Source organism: Stenotrophomonas sp. JAI102 (genome assembly GCF_013409105.1).
Taxonomy (GTDB): domain Bacteria; phylum Pseudomonadota; class Gammaproteobacteria; order Xanthomonadales; family Xanthomonadaceae; genus Stenotrophomonas; species Stenotrophomonas maltophilia_AA.
The window spans coordinates 147,349-168,634 of the sequence record NZ_JACCCI010000001.1 but is presented as its reverse complement, the minus strand read 5'-3'; the positions used below and the strand labels follow the sequence as shown (position 1 = coordinate 168,634).

The 21,286-nt window shown below is 67.9% G+C and carries 23 protein-coding genes; 8 read left to right on the top strand and 15 right to left on the bottom strand.

The window, feature by feature from the left end; all coding sequences use genetic code 11:
- Positions 1 to 28 precede the first annotated feature (28 nt).
- Positions 29 to 919 carry a LysR family transcriptional regulator gene (locus HDC96_RS00755; protein WP_179458342.1) on the top strand — a complete coding sequence of 297 codons (891 nt, stop codon included), beginning with the start codon at positions 29 to 31 and terminating at the stop codon, positions 917 to 919.
- A gap of 120 nt (positions 920 to 1,039) precedes the next feature.
- On the opposite strand, the gene HDC96_RS00750 is transcribed toward HDC96_RS00755, so the two are convergent.
- From HDC96_RS00750 to prmB, 9 genes are all read right to left on the bottom strand, one after another.
- Positions 1,040 to 1,696 carry a phosphoribosylanthranilate isomerase gene (locus HDC96_RS00750; RefSeq protein ID WP_179458341.1) on the bottom strand — a complete coding sequence of 219 codons (657 nt, stop codon included), beginning with the start codon at positions 1,694 to 1,696 and terminating at the stop codon, positions 1,040 to 1,042.
- A complete protein-coding gene (gene truA / locus HDC96_RS00745) occupies positions 1,693 to 2,466 on the bottom strand; it encodes a tRNA pseudouridine(38-40) synthase TruA (RefSeq protein ID WP_176989286.1) in 774 nt (257 codons plus the stop codon). The genes HDC96_RS00750 and truA overlap by 4 nt, the downstream gene beginning before the upstream one ends.
- Positions 2,467 to 2,516: 50 nt before the next feature.
- Entirely contained in the window at positions 2,517 to 2,900 is a 384-nt protein-coding gene (locus HDC96_RS00740; RefSeq protein ID WP_179458340.1) for a VOC family protein, read from the bottom strand.
- Positions 2,897 to 4,948 carry a FimV/HubP family polar landmark protein gene (locus HDC96_RS00735; protein ID WP_179458339.1) on the bottom strand — a complete coding sequence of 684 codons (2,052 nt, stop codon included), beginning with the start codon at positions 4,946 to 4,948 and terminating at the stop codon, positions 2,897 to 2,899. Before HDC96_RS00735 ends, HDC96_RS00740 begins: the two co-directional genes overlap by 4 nt.
- Before the next feature lie 88 nt (positions 4,949 to 5,036).
- Positions 5,037 to 6,062 carry an aspartate-semialdehyde dehydrogenase gene (locus tag HDC96_RS00730; protein ID WP_179458338.1) on the bottom strand — a complete coding sequence of 342 codons (1,026 nt, stop codon included), beginning with the start codon at positions 6,060 to 6,062 and terminating at the stop codon, positions 5,037 to 5,039.
- A gap of 161 nt (positions 6,063 to 6,223) precedes the next feature.
- Complete coding sequence (locus HDC96_RS00725; RefSeq protein WP_179458337.1) at positions 6,224 to 7,279, bottom strand: D-glycerate dehydrogenase; 1,056 nt, start codon at positions 7,277 to 7,279, stop codon at positions 6,224 to 6,226.
- Positions 7,272 to 8,375, bottom strand: a complete 1,104-nt coding sequence (gene aroC / locus HDC96_RS00720; protein ID WP_179458336.1) for a chorismate synthase — start codon at positions 8,373 to 8,375, stop codon at positions 7,272 to 7,274. Before aroC ends, HDC96_RS00725 begins: the two co-directional genes overlap by 8 nt.
- Positions 8,365 to 8,877 carry a hypothetical protein gene (locus HDC96_RS00715; RefSeq protein WP_179458335.1) on the bottom strand — a complete coding sequence of 171 codons (513 nt, stop codon included), beginning with the start codon at positions 8,875 to 8,877 and terminating at the stop codon, positions 8,365 to 8,367. Before HDC96_RS00715 ends, aroC begins: the two co-directional genes overlap by 11 nt.
- Complete coding sequence (gene prmB, locus HDC96_RS00710) at positions 8,867 to 9,793, bottom strand: 50S ribosomal protein L3 N(5)-glutamine methyltransferase (RefSeq protein WP_179458334.1); 927 nt, start codon at positions 9,791 to 9,793, stop codon at positions 8,867 to 8,869. The genes HDC96_RS00715 and prmB overlap by 11 nt, the downstream gene beginning before the upstream one ends.
- 148 nt (positions 9,794 to 9,941) lie before the next feature.
- Here prmB and HDC96_RS00705 point away from each other — a divergent pair, with 148 nt between their 5' ends.
- Together HDC96_RS00705 and asd are read left to right on the top strand one after the other, a co-directional pair.
- Positions 9,942 to 10,592 carry an SCO family protein gene (locus HDC96_RS00705; protein WP_179458333.1) on the top strand — a complete coding sequence of 217 codons (651 nt, stop codon included), beginning with the start codon at positions 9,942 to 9,944 and terminating at the stop codon, positions 10,590 to 10,592.
- Positions 10,589 to 11,431, top strand: coding sequence for an archaetidylserine decarboxylase (asd, locus tag HDC96_RS00700; RefSeq protein ID WP_179458332.1), 843 nt, complete (start codon positions 10,589 to 10,591; stop codon positions 11,429 to 11,431). The genes HDC96_RS00705 and asd overlap by 4 nt, the downstream gene beginning before the upstream one ends.
- Positions 11,432 to 11,583: 152 nt before the next feature.
- Here asd and HDC96_RS00695 read toward each other — a convergent pair whose 3' ends face one another.
- Both HDC96_RS00695 and HDC96_RS00690 read right to left on the bottom strand, forming a co-directional pair.
- Entirely contained in the window at positions 11,584 to 11,925 is a 342-nt protein-coding gene (locus HDC96_RS00695) for a ribonuclease E inhibitor RraB (protein ID WP_179458331.1), read from the bottom strand.
- Positions 11,926 to 12,038: 113 nt separating this feature from the next.
- Positions 12,039 to 13,643 (bottom strand): transglycosylase SLT domain-containing protein, encoded by a 1,605-nt coding sequence (locus HDC96_RS00690; RefSeq protein WP_179458330.1) that lies wholly within the window; start codon positions 13,641 to 13,643, stop codon positions 12,039 to 12,041.
- Between the two features lie 121 nt (positions 13,644 to 13,764).
- Between HDC96_RS00690 and HDC96_RS00685 the strand changes: the two genes are divergently transcribed.
- The gene (locus HDC96_RS00685) at positions 13,765 to 15,270 is read left to right on the top strand and encodes a helicase HerA-like domain-containing protein (protein ID WP_179458329.1); all 1,506 of its coding nucleotides are present in this window, start codon (positions 13,765 to 13,767) and stop codon (positions 15,268 to 15,270) included.
- Between the two features lie 55 nt (positions 15,271 to 15,325).
- A complete protein-coding gene (gene greB / locus HDC96_RS00680) occupies positions 15,326 to 15,829 on the top strand; it encodes a transcription elongation factor GreB (RefSeq protein ID WP_019182651.1) in 504 nt (167 codons plus the stop codon).
- 29 nt (positions 15,830 to 15,858) lie between these two features.
- Here the strand turns inward: greB and HDC96_RS00675 are convergent, their stop codons facing one another.
- Together HDC96_RS00675 and rimO are read right to left on the bottom strand one after the other, a co-directional pair.
- Positions 15,859 to 16,692 carry a DUF3025 domain-containing protein gene (locus HDC96_RS00675; RefSeq protein WP_179458328.1) on the bottom strand — a complete coding sequence of 278 codons (834 nt, stop codon included), beginning with the start codon at positions 16,690 to 16,692 and terminating at the stop codon, positions 15,859 to 15,861.
- Complete coding sequence (gene rimO / locus HDC96_RS00670) at positions 16,689 to 18,053, bottom strand: 30S ribosomal protein S12 methylthiotransferase RimO (protein WP_179458327.1); 1,365 nt, start codon at positions 18,051 to 18,053, stop codon at positions 16,689 to 16,691. Before rimO ends, HDC96_RS00675 begins: the two co-directional genes overlap by 4 nt.
- 205 nt (positions 18,054 to 18,258) lie before the next feature.
- Between rimO and HDC96_RS00665 the strand changes: the two genes are divergently transcribed.
- The 3 genes from HDC96_RS00665 to HDC96_RS00655 are packed head-to-tail and all read left to right on the top strand — an operon-like array spanning position 18,259 to position 19,535.
- Positions 18,259 to 18,936, top strand: a complete 678-nt coding sequence (locus tag HDC96_RS00665; protein WP_179458326.1) for a dienelactone hydrolase family protein — start codon at positions 18,259 to 18,261, stop codon at positions 18,934 to 18,936.
- Positions 18,933 to 19,355 carry an HIT family protein gene (locus HDC96_RS00660; RefSeq protein ID WP_176989270.1) on the top strand — a complete coding sequence of 141 codons (423 nt, stop codon included), beginning with the start codon at positions 18,933 to 18,935 and terminating at the stop codon, positions 19,353 to 19,355. Before HDC96_RS00665 ends, HDC96_RS00660 begins: the two co-directional genes overlap by 4 nt.
- A 15-nt stretch (positions 19,356 to 19,370) precedes the next feature.
- Entirely contained in the window at positions 19,371 to 19,535 is a 165-nt protein-coding gene (locus tag HDC96_RS00655) for a DUF5668 domain-containing protein (RefSeq protein WP_167390309.1), read from the top strand.
- Positions 19,536 to 19,750: 215 nt separating this feature from the next.
- Here the strand turns inward: HDC96_RS00655 and dcd are convergent, their stop codons facing one another.
- A complete protein-coding gene (gene dcd / locus HDC96_RS00650) occupies positions 19,751 to 20,323 on the bottom strand; it encodes a dCTP deaminase (protein WP_179458325.1) in 573 nt (190 codons plus the stop codon).
- Between the two features lie 64 nt (positions 20,324 to 20,387).
- A complete protein-coding gene (apbC, locus tag HDC96_RS00645) occupies positions 20,388 to 21,245 on the bottom strand; it encodes an iron-sulfur cluster carrier protein ApbC (protein ID WP_179458324.1) in 858 nt (285 codons plus the stop codon).
- Positions 21,246 to 21,286: the final 41 nt, after the last annotated feature.

Below are 21,286 nucleotides of genomic sequence, written 5' to 3'. Positions count from 1 at the left end.
TCTGCCACGACCTGTCAGGAAAACTCACATGACCGACGGACCGTTGCCCCCGCTCAATGCGCTGCGCAGCTTCGAGGCGGCCGCCCGCTTGGGCGGCGTCGGTCGGGCCGCCGACGCCCTGCATGTCACCCATGGCGCGATCAGCCGCCAGCTGCGCCTGCTGGAGGACCACCTGGGCGTCGTGCTGTTCCAGCGCGAAGGGCGTGGGCTGCGCCTGACCCGCGCCGGCGAGGATCTGCAGGCCGCCTGCGAGGGCGCCTTCGAGCAGATCCGCGAGGCGGTGGTGGCCCTCAAGCGCCAACAGCGGCCCGAAGCGCTGGTGCTCGGCTGCAGCGGCAGCATCCTGGCGCGCTGGATGATCCCGCGCCTGCAGGCCCTGCAGACTGCCCTGCCCCAGCTGCCGCTGCACTGGTCCGCGCAGGACGGCAGCTTCACCGCCGAGCAGCAGGGTCTGGATGCGGTCCTGCTGCTGGCCCAGCCACCGTGGCCGCGCGGCTGGCAGGTGCGGGAGCTGGCGCCGGAGCGGGTGGGCGTGGTGGTCAGTCCACAGCACCCGGCTGCGGCACGGCTGCGGCATCAACCGCCCTCCGCGCTGCTGGGCGAACCGCTGCTGCACACCGCCTCACGCCCGCAGGCGTGGCCGGCGTGGGCGTTGTCGCATGGGCTGGAGCCTGCGCAGCTGCAGCTGGGCAGCGGCTTCGAGCATCTGTATTACCTGCTGGAAGCGGCGGTGGCCGGACTGGGCGTGGCGATCGCGCCGGAGCCGCTGGTAGCCGATGAGCTGGCGGCCGGGCGGCTGCTGGCCCCCTGGGGATTTGGCGCCACCGGCGGGTTCTGGGTGCTGGCCACGCCCGAGGGCGCGGCGGATCCACGGGTGGATGCGCTGGCCGGGTGGCTGCAGGCGCAGCTGCAGGGATGAGTGCGCCACGACCGACGGTCGTGGCCAACCGGTGGGCCGCAGATATATCAGGTTGCCGGCCAGCGGCCGGCACTACCGCATCACGACCAACGGTCGTGACCTACCCGCAGGTCCGGCTGATCAATCTGCCTCGTGGCAGTCGGCGCGGCGGACTTCTTCGACGAACTTGCGCATCTTGTAGCCGTCCTTGATGCCCGGTTCGGATTCGATGCCACTGGACACATCCACGCCCCACGGCAGGGTGGCCACGATCGCGTCGAACACGTTGTCCGGGGTGATCCCGCCGGCCAGCAGGAAAGGCCGATGCAGGCCGGTCGGCAGGCGGGTCCAGTCGAAGGCCACGCCGGTGCCGCCGCCACCGCCGGGGGCGTGGCTGTCAAACAGGAAGCCGGCCGCGCTCGGGAAACGCAGCTGCAGCTGACGGGCATTGACCTCGTCCCTGCCGCCCATGGCGACGGCCTTCAGGTACGGCATGTTGAAGCTGCGGCAGAACGATTCGTCTTCCTCGCCATGGAACTGCAGCAGGGTCGGCCGCACGGTGCGCAGCACCTCGCGCACCTCTTCCTTGCTGTTGTCGCGGAACAGCGCCACCACGTCGACCATCGGCGCGATCGCCTGGCGCATGGCCCGGGCCTCGGCCGGCGCGACCCGGCGCTTGCTCTCGCGGGCGAAGATGAAACCGACCGCGTCCACGCCCAGCTCGCCGGCCAGGCGCACGTCGCCGGCACGGGTCATGCCGCAGAACTTGATACGGGTGCGGTAGAAGGAGCGGCTCATAAGGTGACCTCGGCAGGCAGCTGCCAGTTGTCGGGGTACAGGGGACCAACGAAAACCAATCCCTGTGGCGGAGCGGTCGGGCCGGCCACGGTGCGGTCGCGCCCGGCCAGCAGTTGCCCCATCCACGCGACCGGCTGCTCACCACAACCGACCAGGATCAATGAACCGACGATATTGCGCACCATGTGATGAAGGAATGCATTGGCCTGAACGGCGACCTCCACCACCTCGCCCTGACGGGTCACCGAAAGCGACTGCATGTTCCGGCGTGCGTGCAGGGCCTCGCACTGCACGCTGCGGAAGGCGCTGAAGTCGTTCTCGCCGAGCAGGGCCTGGCCGGCGGCGTGCATCAGCCCGGCATCCAGCGGCCGGCGCTCCCAGCTCAGGGTCTGCCGGTACAGCGCCGGACGGACCTGGCGATTGAGCAGGCGATACCGATAGCGGCGCGCACGCGCCGCGAAACGCGCATGGAACTCGTCGGCCACCGGCACGCACCAGCGCACCGCAATGGAACGTGGCAGGCGGGTGGTGGTCCCCAGCATCCAGCTGCGTGGATCGCGCACGACATCGGTATCGAAGTGCACGACCTGGCATTCGCCGTGGACGCCGGCATCGGTACGCCCGGCACAGACGACCTGGATCGGCGCATTGGCCACCGAGGACAACGCGTCCTGCAGGCTGGCCTGCACGCTGGGGCAGCCACTCTCACCGAGCTGCTGCCAGCCTTTGAATTCGCTGCCGTCGTATTCCACGCCCAGTGCGTAGCGCATGGTGAACCTCTGTGTTTTCGGGAGAACCGGCGCGGGCGCCGGGTAGTGCATCAGGCGGCGTCGCGCTCGGACCACACGGCCAGCTCGTTGCCGCCGGGCTCCAGGAACTGGAACCGGCTGCCGCCCGGGAACGCGAACACCGGCTTGACCACCTGCCCGCCCTGGGCCAGCACGGCCTCGAGCATGGGCGGCAGGTCGTCGGCATGGATCACCAGCAACGGTGCGCCACCGGCGGAGGCGGTCTGCGGCTCAGCACGGAAGAAACCGCCCTGGAAGCGGCCATCGTCAAAGGCGGTGTAGTCCGGGCCGTAATCCACGAACGACCAGCCGAACACCTGTTCGAAGAAGCGGCGGCTCGCGGCGGGATCGCGCGAGGCGAACTCGACGTAGTCCAGGCGGCGCTCCCGCACTGCTACCGGGCGGGCGTCGCTCATCCCAGCCGCGCCAGCAGTTCGCGTGCTTCGGCCTGGCTGTGCGGATCGGCGCCGACGGCCACTTCATGCAGCAGGGTGCGCGCGGTTTCGGCGTCACCCAGGTCCAGGTACGCGATGGCCAGTTCCAGGCGATCACGGCCAGGACTGCCGATGGGCGCGATGGGCGCCTCTTCGACGGCCGGATCGGCAGCCTCGGAGGTCTCGTCTCCGCTGGCGATGGCGATGGCCGGCGCAGCATCGTGGCCGGCGCGATCGTCGCCCGCATCCGAAGCGTGTTCTTCGGCGGTTACCGACTCGTCCGGGAACTCGAACACACCGCGGAACGACGGCTGCGCCGCAGCTTCCAGCGCATGGGCCGGCGGCTCGATCAGCGGGGCCGGTTCGCGGAACAGCGCGTCGTCCACGTTCACATGCTGGGCGTCGGCGTCGATGCCGTAGGCTGACGCAGCGGTTGCCTCGACCTCCGGCAACACCGGCGCCTCGTCCGTCGCTGGGGTGCTCCAGCGTGCATCGTCGATGCGGTCGTGCGGGGCGGCCTCGTGCGAGGACGCGTCGAGCGCGAAGACCGGCTCGCGACGCAGTCCAGCGTAGACGTCGGCCTCTGCAACGGCCTCTTCGTCGGGCGCGCGATACGCGTCATCCTGCTGCGCGGCCAGCGCATCCACAGCATCGGCCGCCGGCACGGCCGCCGCCAGCGAGGCGCCCTCGAGCCCATCACCCGACAGCGGCGGCAAGGGCGATGGCTTGCGGCGGCGCAGCAGCGCCCAGCCTCCGACCACCAGCAGCAGCACCACCAGGCCCAGCCAGTACCAGCCACCGCCGGCGCTGTCGCGCGTCCCGGGCGCCTGCTCCAGGCGCTGCTGCGCGGCGGCCAGATCGTTGTCCTTCATTGCGATCAGCGACTGCTGCTGGGCCTTGAGCTTTTCCAGCTCGGCCACGCGCTCGCGCAGTTCCTGGATCTCGGCATCGCGGGTGGCGACGTCTTCCTTGGCCTGACGCAGTTGTTCGTTACCCAGCATGTCGCCCTCGGTGCCGGCAGCGGTGCCGGTGGTTGTGCCTGCGGTGATGCCGGCGGCGGCGACGGCCGGCGCGATTTCCAGGCGCGCGCCCTGGCTCGCTGCCGCGATCGCGGTGGCAGGTGTCGGCGCAGCGGCGACGCCACTGTCTGCCGGTTGCGGGATGGCGGCGCGCGACTGCCGCCACTGCGCGGTGTGCTCGCGGACGATCGCCGCAGCCTGCTGTGCATCGATCTCGGCCACGCCCTCGGCGCCCGGCGTGCGCAGCACGGCGCCCTGCTTGAGCAGGTTCACGTTGCCCCGGATGAAGGCGTCGGGATTGGCCCGCAGCAGCGCAATCATTGCCTGGTTGCGGTTGATGCCCTGCTCGCGCGCCAGCGAACCGGCGATCTGCGACAGCGTCTGTCCCCGTTGCACGGTGACGCTGCCATCGGCGGCAGCCGCTATGGCCGGCGCAGCGCGCGGCGCGACCGGGCGCTGCGTGGCAGCCGGCTCCGCACGGCGCGGCGGTGCCGAAGCGACGGGCGCTGCCGCCGGTGCCGGCTCGCGGAGGATGGCATTGGACATCGCGCCCGCCGGGGCGACGATCTCCGGTTCGGCCACGGCGACCGCGCTGTTGGGCGCGTCCACCAGGGCGGAATATTCACGGATCAGACGGCCCTGCCCCCAATCGGCTTCGATCAGGAAATTCAGCGACGGGGTCACCACCGAGCTCTGGCTGCTGACGCGCACCACGGCGCGACCCTGCGCATTGCGGGTCAACTCGAACTGCAGCTCGCTGACCAGCCCGGACGGCCGTTCCAGCCCGACCCTGGCGAAGGTCGCCGGCGAGGCCAAGGCGACGCGGAGGTTCTCCAGTTCGGCCGGGTCGGCGGAGATGACGGGGATTTCGGCCAGCAGCGGCTGGCCCGGCTTGGACAGCACCCGGATATCGCCCAGGCCCAGGGCCAGGGCGGAACTGCTGGCCAGGGCCAGCAGCAGCGTCGACACATACTTGAGCGGACGCAGTGCGCCCGGAGCCCGGTTCTTCATGGCGGCCAATATAGCGGCTCCCCCCGTGATCGGCGATGTTTCGATGCGGGCGGCCGGCGGCATCCCCATGCCGCCGGCACCCCTGCGATCAGCCTTCGGCAGCGACCAGTTCGGCCAGCTGCACGGCATTGAGGGCCGCGCCCTTGCGGATGTTGTCCGAGACGATCCACAGGTTCAGGCCGCGCGGATGCGACAGATCCTCGCGGATGCGGCCGACATACACCGCATCGGTACCCGAGGCGTGGGTGACCGGGGTCGGGTAGCCGCCGGCTTCATGGCGGTCGACCACTTCCACGCCCGGCGAACGTGCCAGCAGCTCGCGCGCGGCATCCGGGGTGACCTTGTCGCGCGTTTCGATGGTGACCGCTTCGGAGTGACCATAGAACACCGGCACGCGCACGGCGGTGGGGTTCACCAGGATGCTGTCATCGCCGAGGATCTTGCGGGTTTCCCAGACCAGCTTCATCTCTTCCTTGGTGTAGCCGTTCTCCTGGAAATCATCAATATGCGGGATCAGGTTGAACGCGATCTGCACCGGGAAGCGCTGCGGGTCGATTTCCTGGAAGCTGAGCAGCTGGCCGGTCTGCTTGCCGAGTTCTTCCAGCGCCGAGCGACCACCGCCGGAGACGGACTGGTAGGTGGCCACGTTGATGCGCTCGATGCCGTACTGACGGTGCAGCGGGGCGAGCGCGACCACCATCTGCATGGTCGAGCAGTTCGGGTTGGCGATGATGCCGCGCGGGCGGTTCTTCAGCGCCTCCGGGTTCACTTCGGAGACGACCAGCGGGACGTCATCGTCGTAACGGAAGGCCGACGAGTTGTCGATCACCACCGCACCGGCGGCGGCGAACGTCGGACCGAACTCCTTGGAGACGCTGCCACCGGCGGAGAACAGCGCGATATCCACGCCGTTCGGATCGAACGTGCTCAGGTCCTGGACCTTGATCTTCTCGCCCTGGTACTCGATCTCGCCACCGGCCGAACGCGAGGACGCGAGCAGGCTCAGCGTGGCGATCGGGAAGTTGCGCTCGGCCAGGATGGCCAGCATGGTTTCGCCGACAGCACCGGTGGCACCGACGACGGCGACGTGGAAACGACGATCTGGATTGCTCATGAGAACCTCTGTTGGGTGTACCGACCCGTGGCCGATACGTAACGTGCTTTGGGGGTGTGTACCGACCAACGATCGGTACCTGCCGTGCCTTGGGGGGGTGTACCGACTCAGGGTCGGTACCTACCGGTTCGGGAACCTCGCCTGTTGGCCGGCGCGGTTCCCTATCGTTTTGCGTCGTCGATTTTTTTGCCGCCCACGGTCGCGCCGCCGGCTTTCACGGCAGCGACAGCATCGGCGTTGATCGCGCTCGGCGGCTGGCCGGCATCCGGGCCCTGCCCCAGTGCGGCGGTCAGGTTGTCCACGGCCAGCTGCACCATCGCCCGGCGGGTGGCCTGGCTGGCGCTGCCGATATGCGGGGTCAGCACGATGTTGTGCAGGGCGAGCAGTTCCGGGCGCACCGTCGGCTCGCCTTCGAACACATCCAGCCCGGCCGCGGCCAGGCGTCCGTTGGCCAGCGCATCGGCGAGCGCCAGCTCGTCGACGATGCCACCGCGGGCGATGTTGACCAGGGTGGCGGTCGGCTTCATCTTCGCCAGTGCACCGGCATCGATGATGTGGTGCGAGGAGGCGTTGTAAGGCAGCACGAGCACGAGGTGATCGGCCTGCGCCAGCAGGGTATGCAGGTCCACGTACTGCGCGCCGACCTCGGCCTCGGTGGCCTCGGGCAGCCGCGAACGGTTGTGGTACAGCACGCGCATGCCGAAGCCGTGCGCGCCGCGGCGGGCGATGCCCTGGCCGATGCGGCCCATGCCGAGGATGCCCAGCGTGCTGCCGTGGATGTCGGCGCCGAGCATGGTCTGGAACGACCACTGCCCCCACTGGCCGTCACGCAGCCAGCGTTCGGATTCGGTGATGCGGCGCGCGGTAGCCATCAACAGCGCGAAGCCGAGGTCGGCGGTGGTTTCGGTCAGCACATCCGGCGTATTGCTGGCCAGGATGCCGGCGGCGCTGAGCGCGTCGATATCGAGGTTGTTGTAGCCGACGCCGACATTGGCGATCGCGCGCAGCTGCGGCGCATCGGCGATCTCGGCCGCGCCGATGCGTTCGTTGAGGGTGATCAGCGCGCCGTCGACGTGGGCCAGCTGTTCGGCCAGCATCTGCGGCGTGTAGAGGGTGACGTCGCCGGTCATGGCCAGGTCGAAATGCTGCCCGAGCGGCGCGACGACATCGTCGAACAGGGGCTGGCTGACCCAGACCTTGGGGCGCCGATCAGCCATCGATCGTGCCCGGGATCCGCGGGGTGATCTCGCCGACATCGCCGCACTGCGCGCGATGGCGCAGCGCCTGGTCCATCAGCACCAAGGCCATCATTGCCTCGGCGATCGGGGTGGCGCGGATGCCGACGCAGGGATCGTGACGGCCGGTGGTGATCACCTCGACCGAGGCGCCGCTGGCGTCCACCGTGGCGCCGGGCAGGCGCAGGCTCGAGGTCGGCTTGAGCACGATCGAGGCGGTGACCTGCTGGCCGGTGGAGATGCCGCCGAGGATGCCGCCGGCATGGTTGCTGGCAAAGCCCTGCGGGGTCAGCAGGTCACGGTGTTCGGTGCCCTTCTGCGCAGCGCTGGCAAAGCCGTCGCCGATCTCCACGCCCTTGACCGCGTTGATGCTCATCAGCGCCGCAGCCAGATCGCCATCGAGCTTGCCGTAGATGGGTTCACCCCAGCCCGGCGGCACACCATCGGCCACGACGTTGACGCGCGCGCCGACCGAGTCACCGGACTTGCGCAGCGCGTCCATGTAGCTCTCCAGCGCGGGCACCTGGTCGGCGACCGGCCAGAAGAACGGGTTGTCTTCCACCGCGGACCAGTCGAAGCCGGTCGGGGTGATCTCGCCCAGCTGCGAGAGGTAGCCGCGCACGGTGACCCCATGACGCTGCAGCAGCCACTTCTTGGCGATCACGCCGGCGGCGACGCGCATGGTGGTTTCGCGCGCGGAGGAGCGGCCGCCACCGCGCGGATCGCGGATGCCGTACTTCTGCCAGTAGCTGTAGTCGGCATGGCCCGGGCGGAACTGCTGGGCGATGGTGGTGTAATCCTTGCTGCGCTGATCGGTATTGCGGATCAGCAGCCCGATCGGGGTGCCGGTGGTACGGCCTTCGTACACACCGGACAGGATCTCGATCTCATCGGCTTCGCGTCGCGCGGAGGTATGCCGGCTCTTGCCGGTGGCCCGCCGCTGCAGGTCGTGGGCGAATTCGTCGGCGCTGATCTCCAGCCCCGGCGGACAGCCGTCCACCACGCAGCCGATCGCCGGACCGTGCGATTCGCCGAAGGTGGTGACCGAGAGCAGCTTGCCGAAGGTATTACTGGACATGGGAAACCGCATGACGTGGGAAGGCGGCGCGCAGCACGCGCGGCAGGTGGCGCACGGCAACGATGGCCGGCAGCAGGGTGAAACTGAGAATGAACACCGGACGCCCCCAGCCTGCGCTCCAGCCCTCGGGCGTGCCGGTGACGCTGGCCACGACCGTGGCCACAGCGACCACCAGACCCAGCATGAGCGCCGCCGACAGACCGCGCGACAGCAACTTCTGGCGCTGCAGCAGGGCGCTGTCGACGAACACGCAGAGCATCACCGCCACCCCGGCCAGCAGGCCGGCGCTGCCATAGGCGACGCCCTTGAGGTGGTACCACAGCTGCTGCGCCGGTTCGGCGGCGTAGCGGCAATGCAGGGTGTCGCCGACATGGCAGGCGACACCGCTGCGCACGGCCATCATCACGATGACCACTGCAAACGGCAGCAACAACACCATCGGCATCAGCAGGACCAGTTCGGCCCAGCGGATGCGCGGGGCGCGGGCCGGCCTATCGGGCATTGGCCAGCTCGGTGATGCGGGCGCTGTGGGCGATCAGTTCGCGGCACTCGACCGAGAAGATGCCCATCTGGCCGACCTTGAACTCGACCCAGGCAAAGTCGACTTCCGGCAGCAGCTTGATCAGGTGCTGTTCGGACTCGCCCACTTCACAGATCAGCAGGCCGTCCTCGCTCAGGTGCAGCGGGGCGTCGCGCAGGATCTTCAGCACCAGGTCCAGGCCATCGTCGCCAGCGCGCAGGCCCATTTCCGGCTCGTAGGAGTATTCCCGCGGCAGGGCATCGGTCTCGTCGTTGGTGACGTACGGCGGATTGGTGACGATCAGGTCGTAGTGACGGCCGGTCAGGCCGTTGAACAGGTCGGACTTGAGCAGGGTGACGTTGTGCGCCTGCAGACGTTCCTTGTTCTCTTCGGCCAGCGACAGCGCCTCGTCGCTCAGGTCGACACCGTCCACTTCCCAGTTCGGGTAGTAGTGGCCCATGGCGATGGCGATGCAGCCCGAGCCGGTGCACAGGTCCAGCGCGCGATGGACGTCGCGGCCGGCCAGCCAGGGTTCGAAGCCACACTCGATCAGCTCGGCGATCGGGGAGCGCGGCACCAGGGCGCGCGTGTCGCTCTTGAAGCTCAGGCCGGCGAACCAGGCCTCACCGGTCAGGTAGGCGGCCGGAACACGCTCGTCGATGCGACGCTGGAACAGGTCCAGCACGCGCACCTTCTCTTCCTGCAGCAGCCGTGCCTGGCCATAGGCCGGGCCGAGGTCATGCGGCAGGTGCAGGCTGTGCAGGACGAGCTGGGTGGCCTCATCCAGGGCGTTGTCATAGCTGTGCCCGAAGGTCAGCCCGGCGGCGTTGAAACGGCTGGTGCCGTAGCGGATCAGATCGATGATCGTGTGGAGTTCGGCGGCCGTTTCGGCAGTCATGGCGGGGCAACAGACAATGTGGCCCTCGATTATAGGCGCTGGGGCGGGCCGGGGCATCCGTTGCAGTCGAAACGGTGGACTGGCCACCCACAGGACGCCGCCGCCCCCATCCCTCTATCATGGTGGCCACTTCCGGGACGGGGCCCTTATGTTCAATCGCAATGTCGGCATCATCCTGCTGATCGCCCTCGCCGCCGGGCTGGGCCTGGTCGTGGCGCAGAAGGTCTTCGCGCCCACGCCGGGCGGTGACCGGCCCGCCACCGAATCGATCACGTTCTATCCGCAACCGCGCCCGTTGCCCGATTTCAACCTGGGCCAGTCCGACGGCACCCGCCTGATCCCGGGCGAGCTGAAGGGACATTGGACCCTGGTGTTCCTGGGCTTCACCTTCTGCCCGGACGTCTGCCCGACCACCCTCGCCGACCTGGCCCAGGCCCAGAAACAGTGGGAAGCCCTGCCCGAGACGCTGCGTCCGCGGCTGGTCTTCATTTCGGTCGATCCCGAGCGCGACACCCCGGCTCGGCTGGGCGAGTACGTGCACGCGTTCCACAAGGACACCCTGGCCGCGACCGCCGATGTGCCGTCGCTGGAGCGCTTTGCCACCTCGCTGGGCTTCGTGTTCCAGAAGGTGCCCGGCAAGCACTTCGATGAAAACCCCGAGGATTACACCCTCGAACACTCGGCCAGCCTGGCCGTGCTGGACCCGGAAGGCCGCCTGGCCGGTCTGATCCGCCCTCCTTTCCAAGCGCAGGCCATCGCCCGCGACCTGCACCTGCTGACCGAGAAATCCGCCCCATGAGTCTGATGACCACGCTGAGCTACGCCCTGCCCCACCGCCTGTTGTCGTCCATGGCGCGCAGACTGGCGTATTCCAGCAACCCGCGGATCTCGCGCTGGCTGATCGACACCGTGACCGCGAAGTTCGGCGTGAACCTCGCTGAAGCGGCCAATCCGGACCCGCGCAGCTATCCGACCTTCAATCAGTTCTTCACCCGTGCGTTGAAGCCGGGCGCACGCGTGGCCGATGCCGATCCGCGCACGCTGGTGATGCCGGCCGATGGCCGGATCAGCCAGCTGGGCACGATCGAAGACGGGCGCATCTTCCAGGCCAAGGGCCAGTCCTTCACCGCCGCCGAACTGCTGGGCGACGCCAAGGATGCCGAGGTGTTCCACCACGGTCTGTTCGCCACGGTGTACCTGTCGCCGAAGGATTACCACCGCGTGCACATGCCGTGGACCGGCACCCTGCGCGAGACCGTGCATGTGCCGGGGCGGTTGTTCAGTGTCGGCCCGGCCGCGGTGAACAAGGTACCGGGGCTGTTCGCCCGCAACGAACGCCTGGTCTGCCACTTCGATACCGATTTCGGCCCGATGGTCTCGGTGATGGTCGGCGCGCTCCTGGTCTCCGGCGTGGAGACGGTGTGGGGCGGCGAGGAGATTCCGGCCTACGGCGATACCATCACGCGCAAGGATTACCGCGGCAAGGGCATCACCCTGGCGCGCTTCGCGGAGATGGCGCGCTTCAATTACGGCTCGACCGTGATCGTGCTGCTGCCGCCCGGCGTGGCCGAGTTCGCGCCGCATCTGGATGCCGAGCATGCGGTGCAGCTGGGGCAGGCGCTGGCGACGTTGAAGTAACGGTAGTGCCGGCCGCTGGCCGGCATCGCAGCTATTTTGGGGAGCCGGCCAGCGGCCGGCACTACCGGTAGACCCTGCGATCCGCACCAATGAAAACGCCCCGGTTTCCCGGGGCGTTTTTCGTTGTGTCCGGTTCGATCGGATCGCGCCAATCAGATCTCGACCGGGCCGACGTCCATGCCGTCGTAGTCTTCCACGCCGTTTGCTTCGGCCAGGGCCTGCAGCTCATGGTTGCGGGCGTCCAGCGAGGCTTCGGTGTGCACTTCGGCGCGCTCCACGTGCAACACGTGGTACGGGGCTTCACCCTCTTCCAGGTCCGGCTCGAACACTTCCACCAGGCTGTAACCGAGCTCGACCAGCTTCTCGCCCAGGCCGTGCAGCGGCTCCGGGGTGGTGTTGACGAAGAAGTAGCCCCACAGCATCGGGCCGTTGAGGTCCCAATCGGTGTTTTCACGGATGTTGGCGAACATCTCGTTGATCGCGGTGATATCCATCTTGCTGTCCTGTATGCGTGTTGCGGTGAGCGCCGGGCACGGCCGGCGCTGCGATGGATGTGCTGGGCCGGGCGGCCGCAGGCGTGATGCCGGCGAGCCTACCCGGTTATGGCTTACTTGTCGCAACCCTGCAGTTTGATGCTCTGGCCCTGCCGGAGCGAATAGGCCGGTGCCTTGAGGCCATTGGCCCGCGCCAGGGTGGGCACGTCGCACTGGAACTTTGCTGCGATCCTGCCCAGGGTCTCGCCTTTACCGACCTTGTAACTGCGGGCCGGCTTGGCCTTCGGTTTGGCGGCCGGAACGGCGACAGGCGCTGCCGGGGTCACGGCCGGCATGGCCTGGGCCTGGGCGACCGGGACCACGCTGCCCACTGCCACGTTGCCGGTATAGCTGACCGCGTTGGGCCGCACGATCGCGGCATTGAGGTCGGCGGTGATCAGGGTGCGGGCCAGATCGGCGCGCGGACCGCTGACGCAGAAGCGGTTGTACAGGCCGGCGATGCGGGTGGTCGCGTTGATGATCGTGCCGGCCGGAATCCAGCCGTCGGCCTCATAGCGCGGATTGAGGTTGCGCAGCGCGCGCATGTAACCGTCGCGGGTACCGCTGCTGCCCAGGCAGATGGTCAGCTCGTAGATCGTGGTCGACTTGGCCAGGCGGATCGTGGCCGGCTGCGCGCTGATCTTCGGGAACTCCACGCCGTACTGCTGCGGGTGCAGGTAGATCCATGCCGCGGCGATCACCATCGGCACGTAGTCCTTGGTTTCGCCCGGGAACTGGTTGTAGACGCTGTCGGTCCAGAAGCCCTGCCCCGGGTACTGCCGGAACACGCGGATGGCGCGGCCTTCGCCGCCGTTGTACCCGGCCAGCGACAGCTCGACGCTGTTGTTGAGCTCGCGCATGCGCTCGTTGAGGTAGGTCGCACTGGCCTCGGCGGCACTGCGTGCATCGAACCGGGTATCGAAGCCGGTGCCGTCCGGGCCCAACCCGAAACGACGGCCGGTAGCCGGCATGAACTGCATCAGCCCGGCCGCGCCGGCGCGCGAGGACGCATGCACGCGGCCGTTGGATTCCTTGGCCATGATGCCGAACAGCAGCGCCTCGGGCAGGCCGCGCTTTTCCCACTCCGGCCACATCACCGCGCGCAGGTTCTGGTAATTCTCGTAGCTGGTGAGCAGCGCCGGGCGCATGTCGGTCAGCCAGCGGCGGATGCCGGCCTGCACGGCCGGGTTGTACTCGACCATGGTGTCGAAGGCGTGCCGCTTGTCATTGAGCAGCGCCGCGGCGCGGGCAGCTTCGGGGACATCGGCAGCCAATGGCCCGACATGGTCCGGGTCGGCCTCCAGCAGGGTGCCGTCGGCGATGGCCGCGCCGTCTTCGCTGTCCTGCTGGCTGTCGGCGTTGCTCTTGAGCAGGCGCTTGTAGGTCGGCAGCAGATTGCTGACCTGGCAGCCCTTCTGGGCCACGCAGGCGCTGATCACGTCCTCCATGTCCTCCAGCGCGGCATCGGCCTCGTTGGTGCCCTTGGGGTCGGCGTTGTTCACCAGCACCAGCGCCGCGTTGTAGCGCTTCTCGGCGGCCATCATGCGCTGATCGAGCGCTTCCACCTTGGCCTTGTCGCGGGCGGAGACGCGCTGGGCATGGGCCTCGGGGACGAACGACAGCATCGCGGCGACGGCAAGCAACGGCCAACCACGGACAAGCAAGACAGGAACGGGCATTTTTGGCACTGTGTGCGAACGATGGGGCAGAGTAGCCGTGCCGCTTGCATCGGGGCAACCCGTCTGCCGGCCGGCCCATGCCGACGTTTAGAATCCCGCCTATTCACACTGCGAGTTGACCATGGATCCGATTCTGCTCGGCAAAGGCACCACCGACGATATCCCCGTCACCCTGCTGCCGCGGCTAGGCAACCGGCACGGCCTGGTGGCCGGCGCGACCGGAACCGGCAAGACCGTCACTTTGATGACGCTGGCCGAGGGCTTCTCGCGGATCGGCGTGCCGGTGTTCCTGGCCGACGTGAAGGGTGACGTCTCCGGCCTCGCCGTAGCCGGTGCCGGGACGGATGCGCTGCTGCAGCGTGCGAAGGACCTGGGCGTGGCCGACTATGCGCCCGCCGCCAGCCCGTCCATTTTCTGGGATCTGTACGGCAAGCTCGGCCACCCGGTGCGCACCACGGTGAGCGAGATGGGCCCGACCCTGCTCGCCCGCATCCTGGAGCTCAACGACACCCAGGCCGGCGTGCTGGACATCGTGTTCAAGCTCGCCGACGACCGCGGCCTGCTGCTGCTCGACCTGGATGACCTGCGCGCCCTGCTCGGCCTGGTCGCCGAGGAGCGCAAGGACATCTCCACCGAGTACGGTCTGGTGAGTGCGCAGACGGTCGCGGCGATCCAGCGCTCACTGCTGCGCCTGTCCCAGGATGGCGGCGAAGCCTTCTTCGGCGAGCCGGCGCTGGAGCTGGCCGACATCATGCGGGTCAACCATGATGGCCGCGGCGTGATCGGCATCCTCGCCGCCGACCAGCTGGTGCTCAAGCCGCGGCTGTATTCGACCTTCCTGCTGTGGCTGCTCTCGGAGCTGTTCGAAACGCTGCCGGAAGTCGGCGATCTGGAGAAGCCCAAGCTGGTCTTCATCTTCGATGAAGCGCACCTGCTGTTCGATGACGCACCGCCGGCGCTGGTGCAGCGCATCGAGCAGGTGGTCCGGCTGATCCGCTCCAAGGGCGTGGGTGTGTACTTCTGCTCGCAGTTCCCGGATGACGTGCCGGCCAACATCCTCGGCCAGCTCGGCAACCGCGTGCAGCATGCGCTGCGTGCGTTCACGCCACGCGACCAGAAAGCGGTGAAGGTCGCCGCCGAAACCTTCGTGCCCAATCCGAAACTGGATGTGGCCGCTACGCTGGCCAAGCTGGGTACCGGTGAAGCGCTGGTGTCCACGCTGCAGGACAAGGGTATTCCCTCGCCCGTGCAGCAGACCCAGATCGCACCACCGCGCTGCCGGATGGGCGCGATCACCGAGGCCGAACGTGCCCAGGTACGTGCCGGCAGCCCGGTCGGCGCCCGCTACGACACCGCGATCAACCGCGAATCCGCCGCGGAACTGTTGGCGCAGCGCGCGCAGAAGACCGTCGAGCAGGCCGATGCGCCGAAGGCCCGCACCCGCCAGCAGGACGAGGCGCAGGAAGGGGGCTTCGGGCAGTCGATCAAGGATGCGATCTTCGGCACCAAGCGCCGCCAGGGCATGATCGAAACCATGGCCAAGCAGACCACGCGCACCGTCGGCACCCGGCTGGGCAACCAGATCGTGCGCGGCCTGCTCGGCGGCATTTTCGGCGGAAAGCGTTGATACTGCGTGTCGCGCCGTGTGGCGCGGCACCTTTTGACGAGCACAAGCAGACCTGATGTCGCGTTGGCGTCCCCCCGCGGAAAAAAGCACGGCCCTGATCACCGCACAGGGCCACCAGCGGTTGAAGACCGAACTGGATGAGTTGTGGCGTCACAAGCGCCCCGAAGTGGTGAAGGCACTGGCGGCGGCCGCCGCGGAAGGCGACCGCTCCGAGAATGCCGAGTACACCTACCGCAAGAAGCAACTGGGTGAGATCGATCGGCGCGTGCGCTATCTGACCAAGCGCCTGGAGGCGCTGCGGATCGTCGACACCGCGCCGACCGATCCGAACGCGGTGTTCTTCGGTGCGACGGTCGAGCTGGAGAACGTCGACTCGGGCGACATCCACGTGTATCGCATCGTCGGCCCGGACGAGACCGACGCCGGTGCGGGCTGGATCAGCATCGATTCGCCGTTGGCGCGTGCGCTGTTGAAGAAGCGCGTGGACGATGAGTTCGAGGTGGAGTTGCCGAGCGGCCGCCACGGGTTCGCGATCCTGTCGGTGGCGTATCCCGGCTGACCGGGAGTGCATCCACGCATGGCGTGGATCTACAACAGCGCTGCGGGATACACGCGCCCTTCGCGCAGCGGCCGGAAATACTCGACCTGCGCGTAGAACCCCGCACCCTGGTGGACGTGCCACCCGGGTATCCCCGCCAGCGGCAACGGCCGCAGCTCCAGCGGATCAGTGAGCAGCGCACCGTCCGTGATCGCCCGCGCTGCCACGGCGATCGCGGCGGCATCGTCATCGCCTTGCACCACCACGCACTTGCCGACCAGCAGGCGCTCCGGCAACAGGGCCTGCTCCAGCAGCGCATGCCCGATCACCGCCGCGACCGCGATCCCACCGTTGCGCCAGTGCCCTGCCCCCTCCACGAACAGCGCCGGCCAGTCGTGCCGGTCCCATGCGCCCAGCAGCGCCGGATCGCGCACACGCACGATGACGCCGGTCTCGTCGAACTGGGTCAGTGCCGCCTGCGCGCGGTTGCGCTGCCCCGGCGCCATCGCCGCGATATGCCGGCACTGCTGCCGGTTGAGCGCCTGTTTGATGGACGGGTAACGCGCCCAGACCAGGGCATTGAACAGGTCGTGCCAGTTATCCGCACGGGTAGCGATCTGGCCACGCCCGGCGATGCGCGTTTCATAGTGCAGGCCGTCGGCGAGCAGCGTCGCGTCCTGCTCGACCAGATGCTTGTCCGGCAACGCCAGGCGCGCGTCCAGCGCTGCGACGGTGGGCCAATCAGGCGCCACCATCAGGTCCCGGAACCCGCCCAGCCCCGCGTAGATCGGCTGTGCGAAGCAGGCCGCCTCCACCGCATCGCGCGGCGGCGCGATGAAGCGGCGTCGACCGCCGCTATCGGCCGTCGACGCCGATGCGGTCACAGCACCTGCAGATCAAACGGCTTGCGCGCTTCGGCGGCGATGATCGCGTCACCGAAGAGGTCGTGATCGTCGCTCTCGGTGATCTCGACATCGACGAACTGGCCGACACGCAGCTTGGCTTCGTCGGCATTCTGGATATGCACCAGGCCGTCGATCTCCGGCGCATCCGCCTTCGAACGCGCCACCGCGATGCCGTCTTCGATGGCATCGACCAGGCACTGCTGCACGGTGCCGATCTTGGCTTCCAGGCGCGCGGCGGAAATCTCCGCCTGGCGCTCCATGAAGCGGGCCAGGCGCTCCTGCTTCACTTCTTCGGGCACCGCACCGGGCAGGTCATTGGCGGTCGCACCGGTGACCGGCGAGTAGGCGAACGCACCGACGCGATCCAGCTGCGCCTCGTCCAGGAAGCTGAGCAGCTCCTCGAACTCGGCATCGGTCTCACCCGGGAAGCCGACGATGAAGGTCGAGCGCACGGTGATGTCCGGGCACAGCTGGCGCCAGCGCTGCACGCGCTCCAGGGTCTTGTCGACCGCGCCCGGCCGCTTCATCAGTTTGAGGATGCGCGGGCTGGCGTGCTGGAACGGGATGTCCAGGTACGGCAGGATCCGGTTCTCGGCCATCAGCGGCACGATCTCGTCCACGTGCGGGTACGGGTAGACGTAATGCATGCGGGTCCAGGCATCGAGCTCGGACAGACCTTCGCAGAGCGCCTTCAACCGGGTCTGGTAGGCCTTGTCGCGCCACATGCGTTCGGCGTACTTGACGTCCACGCCGTAGGCCGACGTGTCCTGCGAGACCACCAGCAGTTCCTTGACGCCACCGCGCACCAGCCGCTCGGCCTCGCGCAGCACCTCATCGACCGGGCGCGAGACCAGCTTGCCGCGCATCGAGGGGATGATGCAGAAGCTGCACGTGTGGTTGCAGCCTTCGGAAATCTTCAGATACGCGTAATGGCGCGGGGTCAGCTTGATGCCGTAATCGGGCACCAGGTCCACGAACGGATCGTGCTTGGGCGGCAGCGCGGCATGCACGGCCTCCATCACGCTCATGTAGTCCTGTGGACCGGAGACCGCCAGCACGTTCGGGTAGGCCTCGCGGATCTGCTCCGGGCGCTTGCCCAGGCAGCCGGTGACGATCACCTTGCCGTTGGCGTTCATCGCCTCGCCGATCGCATCCAGCGACTCGGTCACGGCCGAATCGATGAAGCCGCAGGTGTTGACCACCACCACGTCGGCCGAGTCGTAGGAGGGAACGATGTCGTACCCCTCGGACCGCAGCTGGGTGAGGATGCGCTCGGAATCGACAAGGGCCTTCGGGCAGCCAAGGCTGACGAAGCCGACTTTGGGGTTCAGCTGGGACATGGATCGCAAGGACTCTGGGGGCCTGGGCCCATGCCGGAATGGCGTGGGGACCTGGGGCCGGAAACGGCGGCAAGTATACCGGCGTTCAGTCCGCGCCCCTGAACCGGATCGGGCCGATCCCGCCAGATACGGCATCCCCCCCTGACATCGCGCTAACCCGCGCGGGGCCGATAATGAATGCCTGAACCAGCTGGAGTTTCGCACCATGGGTGAGTGGGTCACGCTCGATACGCATTACGGACCGGTCCGCGCCTGGCAGGCAACGCCGGAAGGCAAGCCGCGCGGGGGCCTGGTGGTGATCCAGGAAATTTTCGGCGCCAACCCGCACATCCGCGCGGTGGCCGACGACTACGCCGCCAAGGGCTATGCGGTGCTGGCCCCGTCGTTCTTCGATCTGGCCGCGTCGGCCCCGGACAGCCCCGAACCGCCGGAACTGCCTTACGACAGCGATGGCGTGGCCGCCGGCCTGGCCATGGTCGACGCGCTAGGGGTCGAAAAGGCGCTGGAAATCGTCCGCGCGGCCGCCTCGCGGCTGGCCCCGGCCGGGAAGGTCGGCACGGTCGGCTATTGCTGGGGCGGCAGCATCGCCCTGCTCTCCGCACTGCGGCTGGGCCTGCCCTCGGTCAGCTATTACGGCGCCCGCAACGTGAAGTACTTGGACGAAACGCCCAAGGCACCGGTCATGTTCCACTTCGGCGCCCAGGACAAGAGCATCCCGCCGGAGGCGATCAAGGCCCACCGCGAAAAGCTCCCGCAGATGGCCACCTTCGTCTACCCGGCCGATCACGCCTTCAACCGCAGCGTCGGACATGCGTATGATCCAGACAGCGCCCACCTGGCGCTGGAACGCACCCTGGACTTCTTTGCGGAGCATCTTGGATGAGCGAGTTCGAACTGGATTCACGCCTGGCCACCGACAGCGTACTGGTCGCAGAAGGGCCGTTATCGCAAGTGCGATTGATGAACGATGAAAGGTATCCCTGGCTGATCCTGGTCCCGCGCCTGGCCGGCGTGACCGAATGGATCGACCTGGACGGCGAGCAGCAGGACAAGCTGCGCACCGAATTGAACCGGGCGTGCAAGGCGCTCAAAGGCACCGATGGGGTCGAGAAGATCAATATCGGCTCGCTGGGCAACATTGTCCGCCAGCTGCATTTCCACGTGATCGGCCGCCATGTCGGCGATCCGGCGTGGCCGGGCCCGGTCTGGGGCCAGGGGCAGGCGCACCGTTTTGATCCGGGCGTGCTGGCCGAGCGTGTCGCGCACTGGAAGGAACGGCTAGGATATTCGCCCCAGCCCTAGCGGACCCTGCCCCTGATGCGTTCCAACCTTGTCGCCGCCATCGTCCTGATCCTCGTTGGCCTGTTCCTGCTGGCCAGCAATCTGGGCTGGACCAACATGAACATGGGAAAGCTGATTCTCACCTGGTGGCCGGTGGTCCTGGTGGCGGTCGGCATCGGGTTGCTGTTCGGCCGCAAGTAATGCCGGTCGCTGGCCGGCAAGCTGGAACAACGGTAGTGCCGGCCGCTGGCCGGCAAGCATTGAAACGACGGTAGTGCCGGCCGCTGGCCGGCTACGGGTGAAATAAAAAAAGCGCGGAGCGATCCGCGCTTTTTTCTTGTCGGCAGCCGGCTGCCTGCTGCCGGCCAGCGGCCGGCACTACCGGTACGTGGGCCGGCACTACCGGGGACGTGGGCTCAGGTACGCGGCAGGGTGACGCCGGTCTGGCCCTGGTACTTGCCGCCGCGATCCTTGTAGGAGGTCTCGCAGATGTCGTCCCTGTCGGCCTGGAAGAACAGCATCTGCGCCACGCCTTCATTGGCGTAGATGCGCGCCGGCAGCGGCGTGGTGTTGCTGAATTCCAGGGTGACGTGGCCTTCCCATTCCGGCTCCAGCGGGGTCACGTTGACGATGATGCCGCAGCGTGCGTAGGTGCTCTTGCCCAGGCACACCACCAGGGTGTCGCGCGGGATGCGGAAGTACTCCACGGTGCGCGCCAGCGCGAAGCTGTTGGGCGGGATGATGCACTCATCGCCGACGATGTCCACGAAGCTGCCCGGATCGAAGTGCTTGGGGTCCACGATGGTGGAATTGATGTTGGTGAACACCTTGAACTCGCGCGAGCAACGCACGTCGTAGCCGTAGCTGGAGGTGCCGTAGCTGACGATGCGCTGGCCGTTGGCCTGCTTGACCTGGCCGGCTTCGAACGGCTCGATCATTCCGTGCTGCTCGGCCATCTGACGGATCCAGCGGTCACTCTTGATGCTCATGGGGGGTCCTGGGTGCGAAAAGGGACAACGGCACCGCCAACGGGCGCCCGGGTGTCGATTCTAATCAGATCAGCGACGACAGGATCGGGATGCTGGCCCGCGGGCGTTTGGCCACTTCCTCGATCAGGCGCTCGGCGGCGCGCACGTAAGCCTGGGCGGCCGGGGACTCCGGCGCGGCGGCGGTGATCGGCGTGCCGGCATCGCCCTGCTCGCGGATGCCGATTTCCAGCGGCAGCGAACCCAGCAGCGGCACGCCGTACTGGGCGGCCATGCGCTCGCCGCCGCCTTCGCCGAACAGGTGCTCGACCTGCCCGCAGTTGCTGCAGGTATGCACAGCCATGTTCTCGACGATGCCCAGCACCGGCACCTCGACCTTCTCGAACATCTTCAGCGCCTTCCTCGCATCCAGCGTGGCGATGTCCTGCGGCGTGGTGACGATCACCGCGCCGGCCAGCGGGATCTTCTGGGTCAGGGTCAGCTGGATGTCACCGGTGCCCGGCGGCAGGTCGATCAACAGGTAGTCCAGATCGTCCCACAGCGTGTCGTTGAAGAACTGCGTCATCGCCGAGGTCGCCATCGGGCCGCGCCAGATCATCGGCGTCTCGTCCTCGATCAGGTAACCGATCGACATGGTTTCCACCCCGAACGCACGCATCGGCTCGATCGACTTGTTGTCCGGGCTTTCCGGACGGCCGCTCAGGCCGAGCATCGCCGGCACGCTGGGACCATAGATATCGGCATCGAGCAGACCCACGCGCGCACCCAGCCGGGCCAGCGCGACCGCCAGGTTGACCGCGGTGGTGGACTTGCCCACCCCGCCCTTGCCCGAGCCCACCGCGATCACGTTGCGGACCCGCGGGTGCGGCGACAAGCCCTTCTGCACTTGGCTGGCGTGGGGACGACGGGGTTGGTTGGCACTCACTGCGGGGGCTCCGGAAGGGGCTCTGGGAACAGAACACTATA